Below are 21,817 nucleotides of genomic sequence, written 5' to 3'. Positions count from 1 at the left end.
AGGTCAGGCGGCGTAGGCGGCGATCACGTCGGCGTGCTCGATGCACGAGGTCGCGCCCTCGGCGACGCAGGTGAGCGGACGCTCGGCGGTCTTCACCGGCAGGCCGAAGGCCTCCTCGAGCAGTTGCGGCACGCCGCGCAGCATCGATCCGCCGCCGATCGCCAGGATGCCTTCGGCCATCACGTCGCTGATCGCGCGCGGCGGCAGGTCGTCCAGGCAGCTCGACAGCGTCTGCACGATGCTCGTCGTGGTGGGCCGGACCGCATCCATGATCTCTTCGGTCTCGAGTGTCACCAGACGCGCGCGGCCGGTCGCGGCGTCGCGACCTTCCACCACGAGCGACCGTTCGTCGGCGGTCTCGGGCGCACCCATCTTGGCGCGCTCGGCAGTGAGTTCGCCGACGATGATCTGGTGTTCGGCGCGGAGATACCGGAGGATCGCGCTCGTCAGGTCGTCCCCGGCGATGCGGCAACTGCGGTGCGACAGGACACCGCCGTAGCAGAGAGCGGTGACTTCCGCAGTGCCGCCGCCGATGTCGACGACGAGATGGGTTCGGGGCTCGAGCGGGTCGATCCCGCACCCGATGGCACCGGCGACCGGCTCGGGAATCAACCCGACCTTCCGCAGACCGGCCTCGTGCCCCACCTCGAGCAGCGCACGACGCTCGAGCGGCGTGGCCCCGGCGGGAGCTGCGATGACGCCCATGGGCCGGATGCCGTAGCGACGTCGGGGCGCGAGCTGGGCGAGCACGGCCGTGACGAATGTCCGTGCCGTTTCGAGATCCACGATCACCCCGTCGCGTATCGGGTGGACGGGGGTGATCCCACCGGGTGTGCGGTCGACGAGGTCGCTCGCCTCCTTGCCGATCGCGAGCGCGCGGCGCGGTTCCTTCGTCCGCACCATCATCAGCGACGGCTCGTTGAGCACTATGCCCTCGTCGGGCGTTCCGACTACGGTGTTGGCTGTTCCGAGATCGATACCGAATCCACGCACGTCGGCCTCCGAGAGGATCCCAGCGAAATTTTCCGGATGGTGTCCAACGGCATCGTGATGATGTCGTGTACCGCTCAGGTTACCGCCGCCGAATTCTGTTACGCGCGTTGTTCACCGGAATGATATGCCGCGTTGTGCCGCTGAGTGCCCCGCTCGTCTCGGATGACCGGATCAGGCGGGATCGAGTTGCAGCACAACCTTGACGCGACCGCGTTCGTCGCGTGTCGCGACGGCATGGCCGGTGCGTTCCTCGTCGTCGAGTTGGATGCTCATGGGAGCACCGGCGCCGAGAAAGTTGCGCCACCAGGACTTCTCGTCGGGCATCGCGACGCCGATCATCACGGAGTCGCCCGAACGTCGGTAACTGATCGGCAACGTGATCGTCCTGCCGGATTTTCGACCCGTGTACCTGATCGGTGCGACATAGCTGCGGATCCGGCTACCGATGACGGGTAGACCGGCGGCTGCCATGACCATGGAGTTGAAGGGGCCTGCGAGACGGAACAACGTACCGGCAACTGTCATGTCTACCTCCCGCAGACACGGTACGGGAAGGCGTAACCGTCCGACATCGGTTCGACTTCGGCCGGCCCACGACGATCTTCGCGCAGTGGGCCGACGCGCACGTCGACGAGTTCCGCTGAGGTCTGTTCCTCTGTCGAGCCCTACCCCTCTTCGGACGCGGTGCCAGGAGGAGCCGGTATCACCGCGGTCGTCAGGGTGATGCGCATCCGGTCGTCACCGGTATCCGTGCGATACGGGGCGAGGATGTCGGCGAGCCTGCTCTGGATTTCCGCGAGATCGTCGGTCGTGACGTAGAGCGGGGTGGTCCCGAAACCCAGATAGTCCCGCAGGCTCCGGTCGTCGTCCCCGATGAACTTGTCGAAGCTCTCGCCGAGCGCACCCAGGAAGGTGACGAAGGCATTGCGCAGTTCGGCGTCGCTCATCGCCGCGAGGTCGTCGTGGCCGACGTGTGCCATGCGGTCGCCGAGCGCGAGGGTGCGTTCGACGGTTCCGCGCACGCGACGTTCGTCGACGACGGTGACGATCTCGGCGTCGATCAATGCTGCGACGTGTCGGTAGAGCGTGGCCTGGGTGACGTCGGGGAGTGCCGACCGGAGTTCGCTCGTGGTCAGCTGCCGTCCTCCGAGTTGCTGCACGATCCGCAGTCGAACCGGGTGCAGCACGACTTCCGCGATCGGGGACGTCTTCGCCATCGGTACCTACCCATCATTGTTATCACCGTGATAATGTTCTCAGTGTTGTAGTCAGTTTACCGTCGACGGAAGGTCCGACGTCATGGCCCAAACGACATACGACAACGCAACCCTCCACCTGTCCTTCTCTCGGTGGGAAGCCTTCATGGTCCGCCGAACCGCGATGGAGGTGCCGATCTCGGCGATCACCGGCGTGGAGGTCCTTCCGGGATGGACGTCCGAGATCCTCGGCATCAGATCGGGCATGGTGATCTCCGGCTTCTTGAAGGTGGGCACCTTCCGGCACCCGCGCGGCATCAAACGCCTGGTCGTCATGAAGCGAGGCCATCCGGTGCTGCGCGTCGCGCTGGGCGGCCCCGGCGTCGACTTCGACGAACTTCTCCTGAGCTCTCCGGAGGCGTACACCCTCGCGGACGGCCTGCGTTCGGCCGGGGTTCGATGAGCGGCGGCCTCAGTCGGTGAGTTCCGCGAAGAGCCCCTGCGCCGCCTCCACGGTGGCGTCCTCGTCGCCGGCGATGACGGCGGCGACCAAGGTGGTGTGTTCGGGTTCGAAACCCAGGCCCGTGACGCGGACGTGCCGGTCGATGGTGCGGCGGATCGACGGAAGCAGCGAGTCGTAGAACTCGAGGTACACCGCGTTGTGGCTGGCCTCGACGATGCCGCGGTGCAGGGCGACGTCGGCGGCCACCGCGGCGTCGATGTCGGATCCGGCGAACAATCGGTTGCGCTCGGCGAGCAACTGTTCGAGCCGGGCCACGTCGTCGGGGGTGCGCCGGCGCGCGGCCAGGACGGCGGCGGTGACGTCGAGGGCCTGCCGCAGTTCGAGCACGTCGCGTTCGTGGGCCGTGGCGAAATACTTGCCGAGGGTGCCGGTGACGTCGGAGGTCGCGAGGACGTAGGTGCCCGAGCCCTGGCGACGTTCGAGCATGCCGGTGTGGACGAGGGCCTGCACGGCTTCGCGGACGGTGTTGCGGCCGGTGCCGGTGAATTCGCACAGGTGCGGTTCGGTGGGGATCTTCTCACCGACCTTCCAGCGACCGCTGCAGATCTCACTGCGCAACTGCTCGGTGACCTGCTCGATCAGGTTCGTTCGCTGAACAGGTTTTCCCGAAGTCATCCCATCATCCTATGATTTCCGGTGTGAGTCTTCTGCGTGGCCGGCTGCTGGTGTTCTGTGCGATCGCGATGTCGGCCCTCGTGCTGAGAGTTGCGGTCACCTCGTTCAGCCCGCTCGCCGCGCAGATCAGTGAGGAGATCGGCTTCTCGTCCACGGTCGTCGGTGTCTTCGGCATGATCCCGACCGCGATGTTCGCGGCCTTCGGCCTCGCCACCCCGGCGCTCGGCCGACGATGGGGACTCGAACGCACCGCGCTGATCGCCATGCTCATGGCCGGCGTGGGCATGGCGACCCGCGCGCTCATGACCGACACCTGGTCGCTGCTGCTCCTGTCGGGGCTCGCGCTCGGTGGGATGGGCATCGGCAACGTCGTCATCCCTCCTCTGGTCAAGCGCTACTTCTCCGACACGCTGGCACTCGTCAGCTCGGTGTACATCGTCGGCGTGCAGCTGAGCACAATCGTGCCCGCCTTCGTCGCGGTTCCTCTCGCCGACGCCTTCGGCTGGCGCGTCTCGCTCGGAGTGTGGGCGCTCGTCGGATTCGCTGCGGCCGTTCCGTGGGCGTGGGTGCTGCTGCGTCATCGGAATGCCGATGCCGGGGAAGTGGCTCCCGTCGACCGGAACGTCGACGGCAGGGTCTGGCGGTCGCCGGTGGGTTGGGGGATGGTCGGCATGTTCGGCATGACGTCGCTCGTCACCTATTCGATGTTCACGTGGATCCCGGACATCCTCGCCGACGCCGGTGCCAGCCCCGCTTTCGGAGGCGCGATGGTGGGGCTGTTCGCCCTGCTCGGACTGGTCTCCGCATTCGGCGCTCCGTCGCTGTGCGCGCGGATGACGAATCCGTTCCCCGTGGTCGTGGCGTGCGCGTCGTGCTTCCTCGTCGCCTTCGCAGGCCTGTGGATCGCGCCGATGAGCGCACCGATCCTGTGGATCGTGCTGCTCGGACTCGGGCCGAGCACGTTCCCGATGGCCCTGACCCTCATCAATCTGCGCTCCCGCAGCCACGCCGGATCCGCAGCCCTGTCGGGATTCACCCAGGGTGTCGGCTACACCGTGGCGTGCCTGGGCCCGCTGCTGTTCGGTGTCTTCCACGACCTCACCTCGGGCTGGGCGGCCTCGTTCGCCTTCATGACGGTCGCCGTCGCGGTACTGGTGGCCGGCGCCTATCAGGCCTGCAAGCCGCGGGTGGTCGAGGACAGCTGGAACACCCGCCCGATCTCGGTGGGTTAGACACCGCTCAGCGGGGACGAACCCACCCAAGTCGTATGGCTGCTCTACTGGAAGGAGATTCCGAGAGCAGAGGAGGACCTCGATGAGCGACACGAAGCCGAACACCGTCTCCGCGGAGTGGCTGTACGAGCAGTTGGGGGACGAGGACCTCGTCATCGTCGACGCCACCGTGCACCTCAGCACGCCGCCGGACGGGTCCGTGCACATCGAACCCGGGTTGGCGACCTACCTGGAAGAGCACATTCCCGGCGCGGTCTACGCCGACCTGTTCACGGACTTCTCCGATCACGAAGCGCCGCAACCGTTCACCGCGGCGTCGTCGGAACGGTTCGCCACCGCCGCCGGTGCGGTCGGCATCGGTGAAGGCCGCCGCGTGGTGCTGTACGACCAGAAGAACGGCATCTGGGCCGCGCGACTGTGGTGGCAGCTGCGGCTCGAAGGCTTCGACGACGCCGCCGTGCTCGACGGCGGACTGCCCGCCTGGAAGGCTGCCGGCTATCCGCTCTCCGACGAGCAGGTGGTCCCGCACGGCGCGACCTTCACCTCGCAGCATCGACCCGAGCTCGTGCGGTCGACGGAGGAGATCGCGGCGTCGCTCGACGACCCGAACACGCTGATCATCAACGCCCTGGATCCTGCGACCTATCGCGGTGAGAGCCCCTCCTACCCGCGGCGCGGACACATCCCCGGCAGCATCAACATCCCCTTCGGCGACCTCGTCGACCCGTCGACCGGACGCTTGAAGCCGGCGGCGGAACTGCGCGAGATCTTCGACAAGGCGGGTGCCCTGAATCCGGACGTCAAGCCGGTGGCCTACTGTGGCGGCGGCATCGCGGCCTCCGGACTCGCGCACGCGCTCGCAGCTGCAGGTCGGTCGGACGTTGCGGTGTACGACGGTTCGCTCAACGCGTGGACCGCCGACGAATCCCTGCCGCTCGTGGAGGGCCCCGACCCCCGCTGATCCTCCGAAACTTCGGTGTTCTCGACGTCGTATAGCGCCGTCGAGAACACCGAAGTCGATTTCACCGTTGCATCAGTTAGAGCAAACATGATCTAATCGCTGCCACAAGCGAAAGGCGGCGATGATGATCGCATTTCTGAACTCGACGGCATTCACCGCACTCGGTACGCCCACCACCTGGGCCGAAGTGTTCGGCTTCGTCAGCGGCGCGTGGTGCGTGTATCTGGTGGGACGGCAGTCGATCCTCAACTGGCCGATCGGGATCGCCAACAACCTCGTGTGGATCCTGCTCTTCGCGACCGCCGGGCTCTACGCCGATTCCGGACTGCAGGTCGTGTACATCGTGCTCGCCGTGTGGGGTTGGAGCAACTGGGCGCGGGGCAGGGACAGGGATGCCCTGCCGGTGACGGGCACGAACACGACCGAGTGGAGCGTGCTCGCGGTCGTCGGTGTCGCTGCGGTGATCGGGCTGACGGCACTGCTGGAGGTCGCGACGAACTCGACCGTCGCGTTCTGGGACGCGACCACCACCGTGCTGTCGTTGCTCGCGACGTGGGGGCAGGCGAAGAAGCGGTGGGAGTCGTGGCTGCTGTGGATCGTCGCCGACCTGATCTACATCCCGCTCTACCTGCACAAGGGACTGACGCTCACGGCGTTGCTGTACGCGGGTTTCCTGCTCCTGTGCATTCGGGGCCTGGTTGCCTGGCGACGCTCCATGGCGGTCGAGCGGCAACTGGTGGAGGTGCAGTGATGTATCGGCACGCACTCGTCATCGGGAAGTTCTATCCACCTCACGTCGGTCACCATCACCTCGTCCGGCGCGCTGCAGAGATCGCCGAACGCGTCACCGTCGTCGTCATGTCCTCTGCAGCAGAGACGATTCCGTTGGGTGACCGCGTGTCGTGGATGCGCGAATCACACGCCGTCGACACGACGGTCACCGTGACGGGAATTCCGTGCGACGCACCGATGGACCTGGAATCGGACACCGTATGGGCCGCGCAGGTCGCCTGTATGAAAGCAGCCGCGCGCACCGTCACCGATGTTCCGGTCGATGCGGTGGTCTCCAGCGAGAAGTACGGCGACGAGCTCGCGCGACGCTTCTCGGCCACGCACGTATGCGTCGACCCGCTGCGTGTCGCGCATCCCGCCTCCGGCACAGCCTGCCGTAATGATCTCGCCGGGCGCTGGGACGATCTCGACGCACCGGCCCGTGCCGGCCTCACGACCCGCATCGTCGTCCTCGGCTCCGAATCCACGGGCACCACCACCGTGAGCCGAGAGCTGGTGCGTCGATTCCGAAATCGCGGTGGTGTGTGGGAACGAACCGGCTGGGTGCCGGAATACGGACGACAGGTCACCTACGACAAGCTCCGCACCGGAGAAGTGGGCGACATCGTGTGGACCGGCGACGATTTCGAGAACATCGCCGTCGAACAGACGCGACTCGAGGAACAGGCAGCACGGGAAGGGTCTCCGCTGCTCGTCTGTGACACCGACGCGTTCGCGACCACCGTGTGGGAGCGACGCTATCTCGGCAGCAGTGAACGGGCGTGGCGCGGTGTCCGCCACCGGCGAGCGCTGTACCTGCTCACCGACCACAACGGTGTTCCGTTCGTGCAGGACGGCATCCGGGACGGCGAACACATCCGCGCGCAGATGACGGAGTGGTTCGTCGACGCGCTCACTGCCACGGGACGCTCGTGGGTGATGCTCACCGGCAGTCTCGAGGAGCGGGTCGACCTGGCGGAACTGGTGGCGGACCAGGCATTGCGGCTGGGCTCGCAGTTCGGCGCGCCGCTGTAGCGTCGAAATTCGTCTTCCCCTTCTCACGTTATACCGGATCCTCGGCCCTCATGAGGATCGAAAAGTGGGTTCATACTCGCCCACACAGCATTGAAGCCGCAGGTGGGGAGCTGGAATGGGTTACATACAGAATTTTCGGGAGACCGACCGCACGGCGGTGTCGATCGTGGGTGGCAAGGGAGCGAGCCTGGGGGAGTTGTGGCGCCTCGACGACGTCGACGTGCCCGACGGGTTCTGCGTGACGACGGACTCCTATCGAACGGTGCTCTCCGAGCTACCGTGTGTCGACGACCTGCTCGAGCGACTCGCGAAGGCCGAACCCGACGACATCGCAGCGCTGAGCACGCAGATCCGTACGGCGATCGAAGAGTGCACGATCCCCGGTGACATCGCGGAGGAGATCGCCGCGCGGGTCCGCGAACTCGGGGAGGACGTGCCCGTCGCGGTGCGCTCGTCCGCGACCGCCGAGGACCTGCCGACGGTGTCGTTCGCCGGGCAACAGGACAGCTACCTGGACATCCGGGGAGTCGAGGACGTTCTCCGGCACGTGAGCAGGTGCTGGGCCTCGTTGTTCACCGAGCGTGCCGTCGCCTACCGGGTGAACAACGGTTTCGACCACCGGAAGGTGTACATGGCCGTGGTCGTGCAGAGGATGGTGTTCCCGCAGGCATCGGGTGTGCTGTTCACCGCCGATCCCGTCACTTCGGACCGCACGGTGTCCCGCGTGGATGCGGTCGCCGGGCTCGGTGACGACCTGGTGTCGGGCTTGGTGAACGCCGACGCGTACGCGGTGCGTGCCGACGAGGTCGTGGACCGGACGCAACGGCAGGAGACACCGGTGCTGAGCGACACGCACCTCGTCGAACTCGTCGGGTTGGGCAGGCGCCTCGAAGCGCACTTCGGGCGTCCCCAGGACATCGAATGGTGCCTGGCCGACGGCGTCTTCCACATCGTGCAGAGTCGACCGATCACCACGCTGTTCCCCGTCCCGGAGGCCGGCGACGACGACAATCACGTGTACCTGTCCGTCGGACATCAGCAGATGATGACCGATCCGCTGAAACCGTTGGGAATCTCCTTGTGGCAGTTGACCAGCCGTGCGCCCATGCGACACGCGGGTGGGCGGCTGTTCGTCGACGTCACGCCCATGCTGGCCTCACCCACCCAGGGACCGGGCATCGTGGACATGATCGGCAGGTCCGACCCGCTCTTCGGCGACGCGCTGCGAACCGTGCTCGATCGAGGATTCGTCCCGACGCGCCCGGATGACCCTGCCGCCTCGCGGGTCGGCCTGCCACCCGCTCCGGACGAGATCGACCCGGCCGTCGTGCCCGAACTCGTCGCGCGCAACGAGGCCGCGATCGCCAAATCGGCGCGTCGCATCGAGAACGAAACCGGTTCGGCACTGCTCGATTTCATCCGCGCCGACATCCGCGAACTGCAAGATTCGCTGTTCGGTAAGGAGGTCGGAGAGGTGCTCGCCGCCGGTATGCAAGCGGCCGAGCGTCTCAACGAGGTGGGGCAGGAATGGTTGGGGGAGAAGAACGTTGCGGACGTCGTCTCGCGCTCGGTGCCCTACAACGTCACTTCGGAGATGGGGTTGGCGCTGCTCGACGTCGCCGATGCCGCGCGCCCGTACCCGGACGTCGTGGCGTTCCTGCGGCAGGTCGACGCGGAGGGTTACGACGATGCACGCTTCCTCGACGAACTCGGTGCGCGTGAGGGCGGACCGCAGGTACGAGCGGCACTCGAGGACTTCCTCGACAAGTACGGCAGGCGGTGTGTCGGGGAAATCGACATCACCCGGCCCAGGTGGGGTGAGCGCCCCACGATGCTGGTCCCGATGATCGTGAGCAATCTCGACAACTTCGAAACCGGTGCCGCGGCAACGCGTTTCGACGAGGGTCGCCGCCAGGCGGAGGAGAAGAAGCGCGAACTCCTCGAACGTGTGCGGGGTCTGCCCGACGGAGAGCAGAAGGAGCGGGAGATCGAGAGGCTCGTCGACCGGGTCCGCGCTTTCGCGGGGTATCGGGAGTATCCGAAGTACGGCATGATCGGCCGCTACTTCGTCTATAAGCAGGCATTGTTGCGGGAGGCGGAACGTCTCGTCCGAGCCGGGGTGATCGACGACGAGGAGGACATCTTCTTCCTGCGGTTCGACGAACTCGAGGACGTGGTTCGCGCGCCACAACCGGTCGGTGACCTCGTTGCAGAGCGGAAGCGGGAGTTCGCATCGTTCGCCACGCTCACGCCGCCTCGGGTGCTGCTGTCGACAGGTGAGACGCTCACCGGTGCGTACAGCCGTGACGGCCTGCCCGACGGGGCGCTACCCGGTATCGCGGTGTCCACCGGTGTCGTGGAGGGCCGCGCCCGCGTGGTCACCGACATGGACCGGGCCGATCTCGAACCCGGTGACATCCTGGTCACGGCGTTCACCGACCCCAGTTGGACCCCGGCGTTCGTCACCGTCAGCGCGCTGGTCACGGAGGTCGGTGGTGTGATGACGCACGGCGCGGTCATCGCGCGCGAGTACGGGCTGCCGGCCGTCGTGGGTGTCGAGGACGCGACCCGCCTCATCCGCGACGGACAGCGCATCCGCGTGCACGGCACGGAAGGGTACGTCGAGATCCTGACCTGAGCCGCGGCGGCGGGACGTGTGAGGATTGTCGTCGTCGCGGAGTGGAGGAGAACGTCAGTGAAAAGCGTCGAGGCGGTGGAGAGCAGGACGTTGCCGGTCTACGGGGCCGGCGAGATCGACGTGCCGTTCGTCATCGCGGGCATGGACGAACTCGTCTCCCGCGAGACCCGCTTCGAGGCGCATTCGCATCCGACGCACGAACTGCTGTGGAACGACCGGGGTGCCTCCACCGCGACCATCGGTTCGCGCACGTGGACCATCACCCCGACCATGGGACTGTGGATTCCGGCGGGCATGCTCCACTGGGGAGTCATGCCTGCCGGAACCTGGTACCGCACGGCGCATTTCGGGATCGACTCCGCTCCGTCGTTGTCCGACGGCCCGGTCGCGGTGGAGATGACACCGCTGCTGCGACTGCTGCTCGACCGGCTGACGGACGAGCATCTCGGCGACGGGTCGCGCTCGCTGACCGAGCGCATGGTGATCGACGTGCTCGCCCCCGCCGAGAACGAACTGATGGTGCAGGTGCCCTCGTCGCCGGTCGTGCGGCCGATCGTCGAAGCGATCGCCGAGGACCCCAGTGATCCGCGGACGCTCTCGGACTGGGCGGCCGAACTGGGGGTGAGCACCCGCACCATCACCCGCACCTTCTGGTCGGAGACCGGCCTGAGCCTCGGGCGCTGGGTCGCAGCGGTGCGTGCCCAGCGCGCGGTGATGCTGCTCGGTCACGGCACCGACGTCGACGACGTCGCCGAACAGGTGGGGTACCGATCGGCGAGCGCGTTCGGTGCGGCCTTCCGCAGGGTCACCGGCACGACGCCCGGGATGTTCCGCGCAGGGTGATGTCCCGATCGCTACAGGGGATGTCCCGATCGAGCGATTGCGTCGGATTCGGGCGAACATTACGGTTTAGGCAAACCTCGCCTAACTGCCGCCGGTGGTAAGGCCGAGCCCCCACCCCGTACGAGAGTGAGTTCTGCCTCCATGCGTTCGAAGCGCCTCCTGACGATCGCCGCCGCATCCGTCGCGGTCGCCCTCGGTCTCACCGCCTGTGGATCCTCCGACTCCTCGGACACCGCCGACTCCGGCTCCGCCGGTTCGGGCGAGTACCCGATCACCATCGAGCACGCGCTCGGCACCGTCACTCTCGACGAGAAACCCGAACGCGTCGCCACGGTCAACTGGGCCAACCACGAGGTGCCGCTCGCGCTCGGCGTCGTACCCGTGGGTATGGCAGCCGCCAACTTCGGTGACGACGACGGCAACGGCATGCTGCCGTGGGTCGAGGAACGTCTCGAGGAACTCGGCGCCGAGACCCCCGTGCTGTTCGACGAGACCGACGGCATCGACTTCGAGGCCGTGTCCGACACGAACCCCGACGTCATCCTCGCCGCCTACTCCGGTCTGACGCAGGAGGACTACGAGACCCTCAGCGAGATCGCTCCCGTCGTCGCGTACCCGGAGGCTCCCTGGGCCACCTCGTGGCGCGACATGATCGAGCTCAACAGCGCCGGCCTGGGCATGGCCGAGGAGGGCGAGGAGCTCGTCGCGAGCCTCGAACAGGAGATCGCCGACGCGGCCGCCGCCCACCCCGAACTCGAGGGCAAGGCGACGATGTTCCTCACCCACGTCGACACCGCCGACCTGAGCCAGGTCAGCTTCTACACCGCCAACGACACCCGCGCCGCCTTCTTCGAGGACCTCGGACTGGCCACCCCGAAGAGCGTCGCGGACGCCTCCACCGACGACGCCTTCTCCAAGAAGGTCAGCGCCGAGCAGGTCGACGTCTTCGACGACGTGCAGATCATCGTCACCTACGGCGACCAGGAACTCGTCGACGCGCTCGAGGCCGACCCGCTGCTGTCGCAGATGCCCGCCGTCCGCAACGGCTCGATCGTCTTCCTCGACGGCTCCGGGCCGCTCGGCACCGCAGCGAACCCGACGCCGCTGGCGATCTCCTGGGTTCTGTCCGACTACGTCCAGCTGCTCTCCGACGCAGCTGCCAAGACGAACGCGGAGTGACCGCACTACACGACGAGTCGATGCCGAGCGCCTCCGAGAAGGGGCGCTCGACCATCGGCAATTCCGTCTGGCTTCTCGTTCTGCTCGGTGTGCTCGTCCTGCTGGTGATCGCATCGATCACGATCGGTTCGCGCAACGTCGACTGGGCCGACATCGTCGCGGCCCTCGGCGGCGCCACCGACAACATCGGTCAGGGCGCGATCGCCAAACGCATCCCGCGCACGGTGCTCGCGATGCTGGTCGGCGCGGCGCTCGGTCTCGCCGGCGCCGTGATGCAGGGGGTGACCCGTAATCCCTTGGCGGACCCGGGCATTCTCGGAGTCAACATGGGTGCCTCGCTCGCCGTCGTGATCGGCATGGCATGGTTCGGATTGTGGACGCAGACGTCGATGATCTGGGTCGCGATCATCGGTGCCGCCGCCGCTGCGGTGTTCGTCTACACGATCGGGTCGCTCGGGCGTGGGGGAGCGACACCCCTCAAGCTCGCCCTCGCCGGTGCCGCCACCTCGGCGGCGCTCGCGTCGTTCGTCACCGCCGTGATCCTGCCGCGCGGCGACATCGCCGGCAGTGTGCGGTCGTGGCAGATCGGTGGCGTGGGTGGAGCGAACTTCGACGCCATCTCCCAGGCGTTGCCGTTCTTCGTCGTCGGCTTCGCCATCTGCCTGCTGTCGGCGCGCAGCCTCAATTCGCTCGCGCTCGGTGACGACATGGCCGCCGGTCTCGGCGAACGGGTCGCCCTCGCCCGCGGCATCGCCTCGCTCGGTGCGGTGCTGTTGTGCGGGGCGGCGACCGCCATCGCCGGTCCCATCGCGTTCGTCGGCCTCGTCGTGCCGCACCTGTGCCGGTTGCTCATCGGCATCGACAACCGGTGGTTGCTGCCGTTTTCCGCTCTCGTCGGCGCGGGATTGCTCACCGCCGCCGATGTCGTCGGCCGCATCGTGGCGCGACCCGCCGAAATCGACGTCGGCATCATCACCGCGCTCATCGGAGCGCCCTTCTTCGTGTACATCGTCCGACGGCAGAAACTGCGCGAACTGTGACCGCCACACTCGAGACCATCGACACCGGCATCGACGACCTCGCCGCGAGCCGGATACGGCGCGGACGCCGACGCCGTCTCGTCATCGCCGTGCTCGCAACCCTCGTGGTCGCGGCCTTCGCGGCGAGTCTGATGTTCGGCCGGACGTTCTATCCGCCCGCGGACGTGCTGCGCGTCGTCCTCGGACAGGACGTGGCCGGTGCGAACTTCACGGTCGGCCGCCTGCGGCTTCCCCGCGCGGTCCTCGCGGTGGTCGCCGGCATCTGCTTCGGCCTCGGTGGCATCACCTTCCAGACGATGCTGCGCAATCCGCTCGCGAGCCCCGACATCATCGGCATCAGCTCCGGCGCGAGCGCCGCGGCGGCCTTCGCCATCATCGTGCTCGGACTCGGTGGCACCGGGGTGTCGGTCGTCGCGATCGTCGCCGGTCTCGCCGTGGCTCTCCTGATCTACGGACTGTCCTATCGCGGCGCGGTGGCGGGCACGCGCCTGATCCTCATCGGCATCGGTATCGCCGCCATGCTCGACAGCGTCACGTCCTACCTCCTGAGCACCGCGGCGACGTGGGATCTGCAGGAGACGATGCGCTGGCTCACCGGCAGCCTCAACGGTGCGACGTGGGGTGCGACGGTGCCCGTCGTCGTCGCCCTCCTGGTGCTCGGGCCCGTGCTGCTCGTGCAGACACGCAACCTGTCGATGGTCCAGCTCGGCGACGACGCGGCGCAGGCACTCGGCGTGCGGGTCGAACGCACGCGGGTGTTCGCGATCGTCTCCGCGGTCGGGCTCATCGCGTTCGCCACCGCCGCGGCCGGACCCATCGCGTTCGTCGCCTTCCTGTCCGGCCCGATCGCCGCGCGGATCGTGGGGCGGGGCACGTCGCTGTTCGTCCCGGCGGCACTCGTCGGGGCGCTGCTCGTGCTGGTCGCGGATTTCGTCGGCCAGTACGCCTTCGGCACGCGCTACCCGGTGGGGGTGGTGACGGGTGCGCTCGGCGCGCCCTATCTCGTCTACCTCATCATTCGCTCCAACCGCGCGGGAGGCTCGCTGTGACCGCAACGCACGCCCTGATCGCCGAGAACCTCGAACTCGGCTACGGCAACCGCACCGTCGTCGAGAACCTCGACCTGCAGGTGCCGCCGGGGCGGATCACGTGCATCGTCGGTGCCAACGCGTGCGGGAAATCGACGCTGCTGCGGTCGATGTCGCGATTGTTGTCGCCGCGCGGCGGGCACGTCCTGCTCGACGGCAAGGACGTCCACCGCTTGCCCGCCAAGAAACTCGCCCGCACCCTCGGTCTGTTGCCGCAGTCGCCGATCGCACCCGAGGGCATCGTCGTCGCCGACCTCGTGGGCCGCGGTCGGCATCCTCATCAACGGGTGCTCTCACGCTGGAGCCGCGAGGACGACGCGGCCGTGGCCGATGCACTCGCCGCCACCCACACCACCGAACTCGCCGAGCGTTCCGTGGACGAACTGTCGGGCGGTCAGCGGCAGCGCGTGTGGATCGCGATGGTGCTGGCGCAGCAGACCGACCTTCTGTTGCTCGACGAACCCACCACCTTCCTCGACGTGAGCCACCAGGTGGAGGTCCTCGACCTGCTCACCGACCTCAACCGCGATCGCGGCACGACGATCGTGATGGTGCTGCACGACCTCAACCTCGCCGCGCGGTACGCCGACCACCTCGTCGCGATGGCCGACGGCAGCATCTACGCGTCGGGGGACCCCTCGGACGTGCTCACCGGGGAGACGGTGAAAGCGGTCTTCGGTCTGGACAGCCGCGTCATCTCCGATCCGGTCTCCGGCAAGCCGCTCGTCCTGCCCGTGGGGCGGCACCACATCATGTGATCGTCCATCCGCTACAAGAATCGCCATCCGCTACGGAAATTTCTGCAGCGGATAGCAGAAGTCGTAGCGAATGCGCCGTCGTGGCCGGGGGGATCGATCGCGCGAACCTATGAGGGATGGGCACGTCCGATCCGTCGACGCCGACACCTACAACGAGGTCTCGCAGGGTCGTGATGGACACCCTTCGCGGCTTCGGCACGGTCGTCGACGTGCTCGGCTGGGACGAGGCGTTCATGGGCGTGCAAACCTCCGATCCGGAAGCGTTCGCGCGCGAGGTGCAGGCCGCCGTGCTCGACGCGACCGGGTTGCACTGTTCCGTCGGGATCGGCGACAACGTTCTGCGCGCGAAGATCGCGACGGGTTTCGGCAAGCCCCGCGGGATCTTCCGGTTGACGCGCGACAACTGGTTCGCGGTGATGGGGGAGCGCTCACCCGACTCGTTGTGGGGCATCGGCGCGCGCACGGTGAAGAAACTCGACGACATGGACATCCGCACGGTCCGCGAGCTGGCGCGTGCCCCGGTCGACGAGATGGCAGCGCGGTTCGGACCCAAGATCGGTCCGTGGCTCGTCGGCCTCGGCGCCGGTGCGGGTTCGACGGAGGTGTCGGCGGAACCGTGGGTGGCGCGGTCGCGCAGTCGGGAGACGACCTTCCAACACAATGTCGGCGACTGGAACGCGATCACCGAGTGCGTGCGCGACCTCGCGGCGCGGGCCGTCGACGACGTCCGAGGTGAGAGGCGTGAGGGAGTGCGGGTCGCGCTGAAGATCCGCTACGCGCCGTTCGTCACCCACACCGCGAGCGTCGCTCTTCCATCGCCCACCACGGATCTCGCGACCGTCACGGATGCCGCCGTCGGACTGCTCGACCGGTTCGATCACGAGCGGGAGGTCCGGCTCGTCGGAGTGCGGGTGGAGATGACGCCACCGGAGAACGTGCGGTCGCACTAGCGGCTGGCAGACTGGACCCGGTGCGATCGGTGACCAGGACACGGGGACCTCTACGACCACCGGAGGCCGCCGCAGCGGCGGTCTTCGGGACGTTGACGGCTGTGCTGTCGGTCGTCGCGGGACTGATACCCGTCGGTGTCGCCCAGGTGCTCGTGGCGCTCCCCGTCGCCTTCCTCGGCGCCACCGGCCGCCTGCGCGCGATCGTCGCTGCGACGGTCGCCGCCGGTGTCGTGGCGCTCGTGGCCGGTGGGCCGTTCGCCGTCGCCGCGGTCGTCGTCCTCTCCGGGATCGGAACGCTCGTCGGGTTCGCGCACAGGCGGTGGGGTCACGCGGCGGTGCTCGCGGTGCTGGCCGGATCCATCCCGGCCGGGCTGCTGCTCGCGGCCGCCGCCTGCGGTCTGCTGTTGCTGTTCGACCGGACCCGGGTGCTGCTGCTCGAGGCACTGGAAGCCTCGATGCGCGGCACGCTCCAGGCGTTCGAGGCAGCGGGGGCCGGCCAGCAGTTCGTCGACACCTGGGACCGGACCCTCGAGATCATGGTGCGGCTGTGGTGGGTGTGGATCGGTGGCGCAGTGCTGGTCGGGACCGTGGGCACCGCACTGCTGTGCTTCGGGATCTTCCGGGTGGTCGCCCTGCGCAGTACGTGGGCGACCCGATCGATCGATTGGCCCGAGCAGGACCCCACAGCCGACCCGGCTCCGCTGCCCGTCGCACTGCGTCTGGTCGGTTACCGGTATCCGGGAACCGAGCGCGACGCCCTGTCGGACATCGACCTCACGATCGAACCGGGAGAGTTCGTCGCGATCGTCGGCGGCAACGGCTCGGGCAAGTCGACACTCGTGCGGCTGCTCGCGGGACTCGAGCCGACCGTCGGCCTGGTCGACCGTCCCGGATCCGTCGGGCCGGGACGCCCCGGTGGCACCGCGATGATCTTCCAGCATCCCGAGAGTCAGGTGCTCGGTCGCACGGTCGCCGAGGACCTGCGGTGGGGGATCGACGACGTCGACGTCGAAGATCTGCTCGCCCGCGTCGGCCTGGTCGGAATGGAGGATCGCGCCACGGAGGATCTGTCCGGCGGGCAACTGCAGCGACTGGCACTGGCGGGCGCTCTGGCCCGGCGACCCGCACTGCTCATCGCCGACGAGATCACCGCGATGGTCGACGCCGACAGCCGCGCGGAGCTGATCCGCCTGCTCGCCGACGTCGCTCGGGACGGCACCGCGGTCGTGCTCGTCACCCACCTCGACGACGAGGCCCGCGCCGCAGACCGCGTCGTGCACATCGCCGACGGCCGGATCGTCCCGCGGGTTGCGCCGCAGCCACTGCCGTCGCCAGTCCTGGCGACCGCCCCGTCCTTCCCACAGCCGATCCTCGAACTACGCGACGTCACGCACGTCTACGCGGCCGGCACACCCTGGGCGCACACCGCCCTGCGCGACGTCTCGCTTACGATCTGCCGCGGCGAAGGGGTGCTGGTGGTCGGGGAGAACGGTTCGGGAAAGTCCACGCTCGCGTGGATCGTCGCCGGCCTGATGCGTCCCACCCACGGAACGGCCGTACTGCACGACACCCCGACCGCCGACCTGCACGGGGAGGTGGGCATGGTCTTCCAGCAGGCCCGCCTCCAGTTGCAGCGACCGACCGTCGCGCAGGAGATCTCCGAGGTGGCCGGACTTCCGCACACCGACCGCGGCTACGTCGCCGCCGTCCTGCACCGGGTGGGTCTGCGTCCCGAACTGATCGACCGGCCGATCGACCGGCTCAGCGGAGGCGAGATGCGGCGGGTCGCGATCGCGGCCCAACTCGCCCGCACACCGCGGGTGCTCGTGCTCGACGAACCGCTGGCCGGCCTGGACCTGCAGGGCCGCCGCGAGGTCGTGTCGATCCTCGCTCATCTACGCGCGGTCGAGCACGTCACCGTCGTCGTCATCTCCCACGACCTGCACGGAATGGAAGAGGTGTGTTCACGCACCGTGGTGCTCGAGGACGGACGCATCGTGGAGCAGACGGGAGCGGTGATCGCATGAGTCGCACACGTACGCGGCAGCGCCGCCCCGTCATCCTGCTGCGGCCCGTGCCGCGGGAGACACCCCTGCACCGGGTGTGGGCCGGGACGAAGGTGCTGTCGGCAGCGGCGCTGTCGGTGGCGGTGAGCTTCGCTCCGAGTTGGACCGGACTCGCCATCCTGCTCGCCGTGCTGGTCGCGGGCGTGCTCGTCGCGCGGATCCCGCGCGGGGTGGTCCCGACGATTCCGTGGTGGGTGTTCGCGGTCCTCGCCGTCGGCCTGGTGCTCAACGCCGCGGGTGGCGGACTCACCGCCTACGTCCGGACGATCCTGCTCGGCGTGGGGCTGCTGGTCCTCGCGTCGCTGGTGGGGTGGACGACGCGACTGTCCGACCTCGTCGACGCCCTGCCCGTGTTGTTCGCCCCGCTGCGACTGTTGCGGCTACCCGTCGACGAATGGGTGACGGTGTGCGCGCTGGCACTGCGGATGCTGCCGACCGTGCGTGCCGAGATGCGGGTGCTGTTCGCTGCGCGCAAGGTCCGCGGCCGGACCGGCATCCGCAATCCGGCGGGATGGTGGCAGGAGGTGGCCGACTCCGTCGGCGCGGTGGTGTCGGTGTCGATGCGGCAGGTCCGCGATCTCGGCGATGCACTGTCGGTGCGGGGACCACGATCGGCGACCCGCCCGCCACTGCGACTGCGGCTCGGAGACGTCGTCACCGTCCTGGTCGTCGCGGGTGCATGCACTGCGATCACCGTGTGGGGCTGACCGTCAGTTGCGGTTGTCCGAAGCGGTGTTCTTCGCGCGCGAGCGGATGCGACGGACGAGCCCGTAGGCGATTACCGCGACGACGACGGCGATCACGACGTACTGCAGCACCGAGGCATACGGTTCCACCGCGCTCCAGTTCTCGCCGAGTTGATAGCCGGCCAGCACGAAGATCGAGTTCCAGATCAGACTGCCCGCGGTGGTGAAGGCCAGGAACTGCCAGATCGGCATCTGCGTGACACCGGCGGGGATGGAGATGAGACTGCGGAAGACGGGCACCATCCGGCCGAAGAAGACAGCCTTGCGTCCGTGTCGCTCGAACCACGCGGTCGAACGATCGAGATCCTCGACGTCGACGAGCGGCAGCTTTCGCACGACCGCGCGGATCCGGTCCTCACCCACCCAACGGCCGATCGAATACAGACCGAGAGCACCGACCACGGAACCGAGGGTCGTCCAGAACAGCGCACCGAAGAGGGTGAAACTTCCCAGGCTCGCGGCGAACCCGGCGAGCGGCAGGATGACCTCGCTGGGAAGCGGCGGAAAGAAGTTCTCGAGAGCGATCGCGATGCCGGCGCCGACACCGCCGAGGCGATCCATCAACTCGAGCGCCCATCCTGCGAGACCGTCCGTGGGGGCTGACTGTGAATCCGCGACACTCATCCACCCGACCCTACCGAGGGGGCGTCGAGGTTTCCGTTCGTACGGATCGAAACGGTTCCGGTCCGTGTGGCCGGGGAGAAGGATGGCGGTGTACTTCGCTCTCCGCCGGAGGGCCGACCCGGAAGGTGAACTCCAGTGACGATCGTTGTCGTCGCGGGCAACCCGAAGCCCGCATCCCGAACCCTCGACGCCGGAGCCCCGCCTCGCCACGGCTCTCACCAGGCGAGAGCCCGATCACGTTGTGGATGTGATCACACTCGGTGGTAGAACTGGGCGCTACACCCCGGCCTCTGGCCTGTATCTTCACGATTCGACCTACACAACCGATACCCGTATCGCGGACAACGCTGGTCGCCGGTGCTGTCCGCCGCACTCCGAAACGAGGCCGCCTCATGACCACTCTCGACGGACCGTCTCTGCGTCAGGCATTCGCGCACGTCCCGTCGGGCGTCGTCGCGATCTGCGCGGAGGTGGACGGGGAGCGGATCGGGATGGCGGCGAGCACTTTCGTGCCGGTCTCGCTCGACCCGCCGCTCGTCTCGTTCTGCGTGCAGAACACCTCGACCACATGGCCGCGACTGTCGTCGCTCCCGCACCTGGGCATCAGCGTGCTCAGCGAGGAACACGACGGTGCGGCGCGGGTGCTCGCCGCGAAGAACGGCGACCGCTTCGCCGGCATCGACATCGAGAGCCGCGAGGGCGGCGCCCTGTTCGTCCCGGGCACGAGCGTGCGCATGGACGTGACCGTGGAGCAGGAGGTTCCGGCGGGCGATCACGCCATCGTGGTGCTGCGCATCAACGAATTGCTCACCGACTCCGACGTCGAGCCCATCGTGTTCCACCGCAGCTCGTTCCGCCGCTTGCTCGCGTCCTGACCCACAGACGAACGATTTCGGTGGTTCCGGCCCGCTCAAAGGGGCTGGAACCACCGAAGTCTTCTATGGCGGGGGCGTTCCGACCGGTCGTCGCGGCAGCCGTCCGGTCCCGAACAGCGCTGCGATCGCGAGCAGTGCTGTTACGGCGAACGCGGCGCGTAGCCCTTCGAGTCGCGCGTCGGCGTTGACCGCGACGAGTGCTTCCGTGGTGGACGGGTCGACACCCGCCTCGTCGAGCCCGGCCCGCAACTGGGTCGTGGACAGGAACGGCACACCGGTGGCCAGCTCGGTCGTCGCCTGCTGCTGCACCGACGGCGGGATGTCGGAGTTGTCCTCGATTCCGGCAACGACCGATGTGGTGAGGGTGGCGATCAGGATCGATCCGATCAGTGCGGTGCCCAGCGACGCCCCGAGATTCGTTGCGGTGTTCTGCAAACCGCCGACCTCGGCGCTCTGGGAATCCGGTACCGACGAGACCGTGACCGCGCCGAGCTGGGAAGCCAGCGCCCCCAGGCCGAGACCCATCAACAACATCGGTATCGACACCACGGCCGCATCGGCACCCGGGTCCATACCGGCAACGAGGATCAGGATCCCCAGGATCATCGAACCCAGGCCCATACGCACCACACGTCGGGGATCGGCGTGGGGTCGCATTTTCGGGATCACCGTTGCGGCCAGCACCAGCGCGATCGACAACGGCAGGATTCGGACACCTGTCTCGACTGCGCTGAGTTCGAGTACGACCGACAGGAAGAGAGGGACGGAGAAGAAGACTCCGGCCTGCACCGCGAACTGCGCGAAGAACATCGTCAGACCACCGACGAGCTGTCGGTTGGCGAACAGCCCCGGATCGACCAGCGGGTCGCGGCCCTTGCTCATGAGAGCGTTCTGCCATCGCACGAATGCATAGAGCACCAGCGAGCCCGCGACGAGAAGCCAGATGACCGGGGACAGGCCCAGTACGGCGGGTGCGCCCGGCTCGGCCCGTACCCAGCCCCACTCGCTCGAGCGCAGGACGCCGTAGACGACGGATCCCAGACCGAGCACGGACAGTGCGGATCCCACGAGGTCGAGGTGGACGCGATGAGGGGGAACGTCCTCGATGCGGCGCAGCACCAGCAGGATCAGCACTACCAGGACGACCTCACCGAAGAAGACGTAGCGCCACGACGCGAACGTCGTGACGGCCCCGCCCAGCAACGGCCCCACAGCCACTGCCGACGCACCGGCCGCCGCCACCAGACCGTACGCTGCGGAACGTCGCTCGGGAGCGAAGTTGGCCGCGACGAGCGAGACGATCGCCGGCATGATCAGGGCCGCGCCGATGCCTTCGAGCAACGACCAGCCCACCAGTAGGACCGCGAGGTTCGGGGCGAGTCCGGTCGTGAACGAGCCGATGCCGTAGATGACCAGTCCGACACCGAACGCGCGACGTCGACCGAGGATCGTACCGACCTTCCCCCCGGTGATCATCAAGGATGCCATCACCAGGGTGTAGAGGGTGATCGCGGTCTGGATGCCGGTGATCGTGGTGCCGACGTCCTGCGCGACGGTCGCCATCGACACGTTCATCACCGAGCTGTCGAGCGTCATCAGGAACTGGCCCGACGCCAGCACTGCGAGTACCAGTGTCGAACCCGAGCGGACCTCCGGCTGCGACGACACCTGTCCGTCCTTCGGC

The 21,817-nt window shown here is 67.8% G+C and carries 21 protein-coding genes; 15 read left to right on the top strand and 6 right to left on the bottom strand.

The window, feature by feature from the left end; translation table 11 throughout:
- Window positions 1-3: 3 nt before the first annotated feature.
- The 3 genes from A5767_RS00580 to A5767_RS00570 all read right to left on the bottom strand — a co-directional run bounded on the left by A5767_RS00580 (window position 4) and on the right by A5767_RS00570 (window position 2,210).
- On the bottom strand, window positions 4-993 hold the full coding sequence (locus A5767_RS00580) for a rod shape-determining protein (RefSeq protein ID WP_064851382.1): 990 nt from the start codon (window positions 991-993) through the stop codon (window positions 4-6).
- Between the two features lie 171 nt (window positions 994-1,164).
- Window positions 1,165-1,518 (bottom strand): hypothetical protein, encoded by a 354-nt coding sequence (locus tag A5767_RS00575; RefSeq protein ID WP_064851381.1) that lies wholly within the window; start codon window positions 1,516-1,518, stop codon window positions 1,165-1,167.
- 140 nt (window positions 1,519-1,658) lie between these two features.
- Window positions 1,659-2,210 carry a helix-turn-helix domain-containing protein gene (locus tag A5767_RS00570; protein WP_064851380.1) on the bottom strand — a complete coding sequence of 184 codons (552 nt, stop codon included), beginning with the start codon at window positions 2,208-2,210 and terminating at the stop codon, window positions 1,659-1,661.
- An 82-nt stretch (window positions 2,211-2,292) separates the two neighbouring features.
- Between A5767_RS00570 and A5767_RS00565 the strand changes: the two genes are divergently transcribed.
- Complete coding sequence (locus A5767_RS00565) at window positions 2,293-2,652, top strand: hypothetical protein (protein ID WP_064851379.1); 360 nt, start codon at window positions 2,293-2,295, stop codon at window positions 2,650-2,652.
- Between the two features lie 9 nt (window positions 2,653-2,661).
- On the opposite strand, the gene A5767_RS00560 is transcribed toward A5767_RS00565, so the two are convergent.
- On the bottom strand, window positions 2,662-3,327 hold the full coding sequence (locus A5767_RS00560) for a FadR/GntR family transcriptional regulator (protein ID WP_006552827.1): 666 nt from the start codon (window positions 3,325-3,327) through the stop codon (window positions 2,662-2,664).
- Window positions 3,328-3,338: 11 nt separating this feature from the next.
- Between A5767_RS00560 and A5767_RS00555 the strand changes: the two genes are divergently transcribed.
- The 13 genes from A5767_RS00555 to A5767_RS00495 all read left to right on the top strand — a co-directional run bounded on the left by A5767_RS00555 (window position 3,339) and on the right by A5767_RS00495 (window position 18,595).
- On the top strand, window positions 3,339-4,559 hold the full coding sequence (locus A5767_RS00555; protein ID WP_064851378.1) for an MFS transporter: 1,221 nt from the start codon (window positions 3,339-3,341) through the stop codon (window positions 4,557-4,559).
- 82 nt (window positions 4,560-4,641) lie between these two features.
- Entirely contained in the window at window positions 4,642-5,520 is an 879-nt protein-coding gene (locus A5767_RS00550) for a sulfurtransferase (RefSeq protein WP_064851377.1), read from the top strand.
- Window positions 5,521-5,641: 121 nt separating this feature from the next.
- Window positions 5,642-6,271: a nicotinamide riboside transporter PnuC gene (pnuC, locus tag A5767_RS00545; protein WP_064851376.1), complete on the top strand. Its 630-nt coding sequence runs from the start codon at window positions 5,642-5,644 to the stop codon at window positions 6,269-6,271.
- Entirely contained in the window at window positions 6,271-7,326 is a 1,056-nt protein-coding gene (locus A5767_RS00540; protein WP_064851375.1) for an AAA family ATPase, read from the top strand. The genes pnuC and A5767_RS00540 overlap by 1 nt, the downstream gene beginning before the upstream one ends.
- A gap of 115 nt (window positions 7,327-7,441) precedes the next feature.
- Complete coding sequence (locus A5767_RS00535; RefSeq protein WP_064851374.1) at window positions 7,442-9,964, top strand: phosphoenolpyruvate synthase; 2,523 nt, start codon at window positions 7,442-7,444, stop codon at window positions 9,962-9,964.
- Window positions 9,965-10,021: 57 nt separating this feature from the next.
- The gene (locus tag A5767_RS00530; protein WP_064851373.1) at window positions 10,022-10,807 is read left to right on the top strand and encodes a helix-turn-helix domain-containing protein; all 786 of its coding nucleotides are present in this window, start codon (window positions 10,022-10,024) and stop codon (window positions 10,805-10,807) included.
- Window positions 10,808-10,948: 141 nt separating this feature from the next.
- Window positions 10,949-11,986, top strand: a complete 1,038-nt coding sequence (locus A5767_RS00525) for an iron-siderophore ABC transporter substrate-binding protein (protein ID WP_039583813.1) — start codon at window positions 10,949-10,951, stop codon at window positions 11,984-11,986.
- A 20-nt stretch (window positions 11,987-12,006) separates the two neighbouring features.
- On the top strand, window positions 12,007-13,026 hold the full coding sequence (locus tag A5767_RS00520; RefSeq protein WP_064851439.1) for a FecCD family ABC transporter permease: 1,020 nt from the start codon (window positions 12,007-12,009) through the stop codon (window positions 13,024-13,026).
- On the top strand, window positions 13,023-14,075 hold the full coding sequence (locus A5767_RS00515) for a FecCD family ABC transporter permease (protein WP_064851372.1): 1,053 nt from the start codon (window positions 13,023-13,025) through the stop codon (window positions 14,073-14,075). Before A5767_RS00520 ends, A5767_RS00515 begins: the two co-directional genes overlap by 4 nt.
- Complete coding sequence (locus A5767_RS00510; RefSeq protein WP_064851371.1) at window positions 14,072-14,872, top strand: ABC transporter ATP-binding protein; 801 nt, start codon at window positions 14,072-14,074, stop codon at window positions 14,870-14,872. Before A5767_RS00515 ends, A5767_RS00510 begins: the two co-directional genes overlap by 4 nt.
- Before the next feature lie 173 nt (window positions 14,873-15,045).
- Window positions 15,046-15,822, top strand: coding sequence for a DNA polymerase IV (locus A5767_RS00505; RefSeq protein ID WP_442978719.1), 777 nt, complete (start codon window positions 15,046-15,048; stop codon window positions 15,820-15,822).
- Window positions 15,823-15,851: 29 nt separating this feature from the next.
- Window positions 15,852-17,849: an ABC transporter ATP-binding protein gene (locus A5767_RS00500; protein ID WP_197483169.1), complete on the top strand. Its 1,998-nt coding sequence runs from the start codon at window positions 15,852-15,854 to the stop codon at window positions 17,847-17,849.
- Window positions 17,846-18,595, top strand: coding sequence for an energy-coupling factor transporter transmembrane component T family protein (locus tag A5767_RS00495; RefSeq protein WP_064851369.1), 750 nt, complete (start codon window positions 17,846-17,848; stop codon window positions 18,593-18,595). The genes A5767_RS00500 and A5767_RS00495 overlap by 4 nt, the downstream gene beginning before the upstream one ends.
- Window positions 18,596-18,598: 3 nt before the next feature.
- Here A5767_RS00495 and A5767_RS00490 read toward each other — a convergent pair whose 3' ends face one another.
- Complete coding sequence (locus A5767_RS00490) at window positions 18,599-19,258, bottom strand: DedA family protein (protein ID WP_064851368.1); 660 nt, start codon at window positions 19,256-19,258, stop codon at window positions 18,599-18,601.
- 392 nt (window positions 19,259-19,650) lie between these two features.
- Between A5767_RS00490 and A5767_RS00485 the strand changes: the two genes are divergently transcribed.
- The gene (locus A5767_RS00485; protein ID WP_064851367.1) at window positions 19,651-20,133 is read left to right on the top strand and encodes a flavin reductase family protein; all 483 of its coding nucleotides are present in this window, start codon (window positions 19,651-19,653) and stop codon (window positions 20,131-20,133) included.
- A 63-nt stretch (window positions 20,134-20,196) separates the two neighbouring features.
- Here A5767_RS00485 and A5767_RS00480 read toward each other — a convergent pair whose 3' ends face one another.
- Window positions 20,197-21,801 carry an MFS transporter gene (locus A5767_RS00480; protein ID WP_064851366.1) on the bottom strand — a complete coding sequence of 535 codons (1,605 nt, stop codon included), beginning with the start codon at window positions 21,799-21,801 and terminating at the stop codon, window positions 20,197-20,199.
- Between the last annotated feature and the right edge of the window lie 16 nt (window positions 21,802-21,817).

It is taken from the genome of Rhodococcus sp. 852002-51564_SCH6189132-a, assembly GCF_001665495.1.
In the GTDB taxonomy this organism is placed as follows: Bacteria; Actinomycetota; Actinomycetes; order Mycobacteriales; family Mycobacteriaceae; genus Rhodococcus; species Rhodococcus pyridinivorans.
The sequence above is the reverse complement of the archived record's forward strand: the minus strand, read 5'-3'. Positions and strand labels throughout refer to the sequence as shown.

Excerpts from the sequence above, each read along its gene's own strand:
- A5767_RS00495 (WP_064851369.1), top strand. The coding sequence starts at position 17,846 with ATGAGTCGCACACGTACGCGGCAGCGCCGCCCCGTCATCCTGCTGCGG.
- A5767_RS00490 (WP_064851368.1), bottom strand. The coding sequence starts at position 19,258 with ATGAGTGTCGCGGATTCACAGTCAGCCCCCACGGACGGTCTCGCAGGA.
- A5767_RS00505 (WP_442978719.1), top strand. The coding sequence starts at position 15,046 with ATGGACACCCTTCGCGGCTTCGGCACGGTCGTCGACGTGCTCGGCTGG.
- A5767_RS00525 (WP_039583813.1), top strand. The coding sequence starts at position 10,949 with ATGCGTTCGAAGCGCCTCCTGACGATCGCCGCCGCATCCGTCGCGGTC.
- A5767_RS00560 (WP_006552827.1), bottom strand. The coding sequence starts at position 3,327 with ATGACTTCGGGAAAACCTGTTCAGCGAACGAACCTGATCGAGCAGGTC.
- pnuC (WP_064851376.1), top strand. The coding sequence starts at position 5,642 with ATGATGATCGCATTTCTGAACTCGACGGCATTCACCGCACTCGGTACG.
- A5767_RS00540 (WP_064851375.1), top strand. The coding sequence starts at position 6,271 with ATGTATCGGCACGCACTCGTCATCGGGAAGTTCTATCCACCTCACGTC.
- A5767_RS00575 (WP_064851381.1), bottom strand. The coding sequence starts at position 1,518 with ATGACAGTTGCCGGTACGTTGTTCCGTCTCGCAGGCCCCTTCAACTCC.
- A5767_RS00520 (WP_064851439.1), top strand. The coding sequence starts at position 12,007 with ATGCCGAGCGCCTCCGAGAAGGGGCGCTCGACCATCGGCAATTCCGTC.
- A5767_RS00565 (WP_064851379.1), top strand. The coding sequence starts at position 2,293 with ATGGCCCAAACGACATACGACAACGCAACCCTCCACCTGTCCTTCTCT.
- A5767_RS00555 (WP_064851378.1), top strand. The coding sequence starts at position 3,339 with ATGATTTCCGGTGTGAGTCTTCTGCGTGGCCGGCTGCTGGTGTTCTGT.
- A5767_RS00485 (WP_064851367.1), top strand. The coding sequence starts at position 19,651 with ATGACCACTCTCGACGGACCGTCTCTGCGTCAGGCATTCGCGCACGTC.
- A5767_RS00550 (WP_064851377.1), top strand. The coding sequence starts at position 4,642 with ATGAGCGACACGAAGCCGAACACCGTCTCCGCGGAGTGGCTGTACGAG.
- A5767_RS00570 (WP_064851380.1), bottom strand. The coding sequence starts at position 2,210 with ATGGCGAAGACGTCCCCGATCGCGGAAGTCGTGCTGCACCCGGTTCGA.
- A5767_RS00535 (WP_064851374.1), top strand. The coding sequence starts at position 7,442 with ATGGGTTACATACAGAATTTTCGGGAGACCGACCGCACGGCGGTGTCG.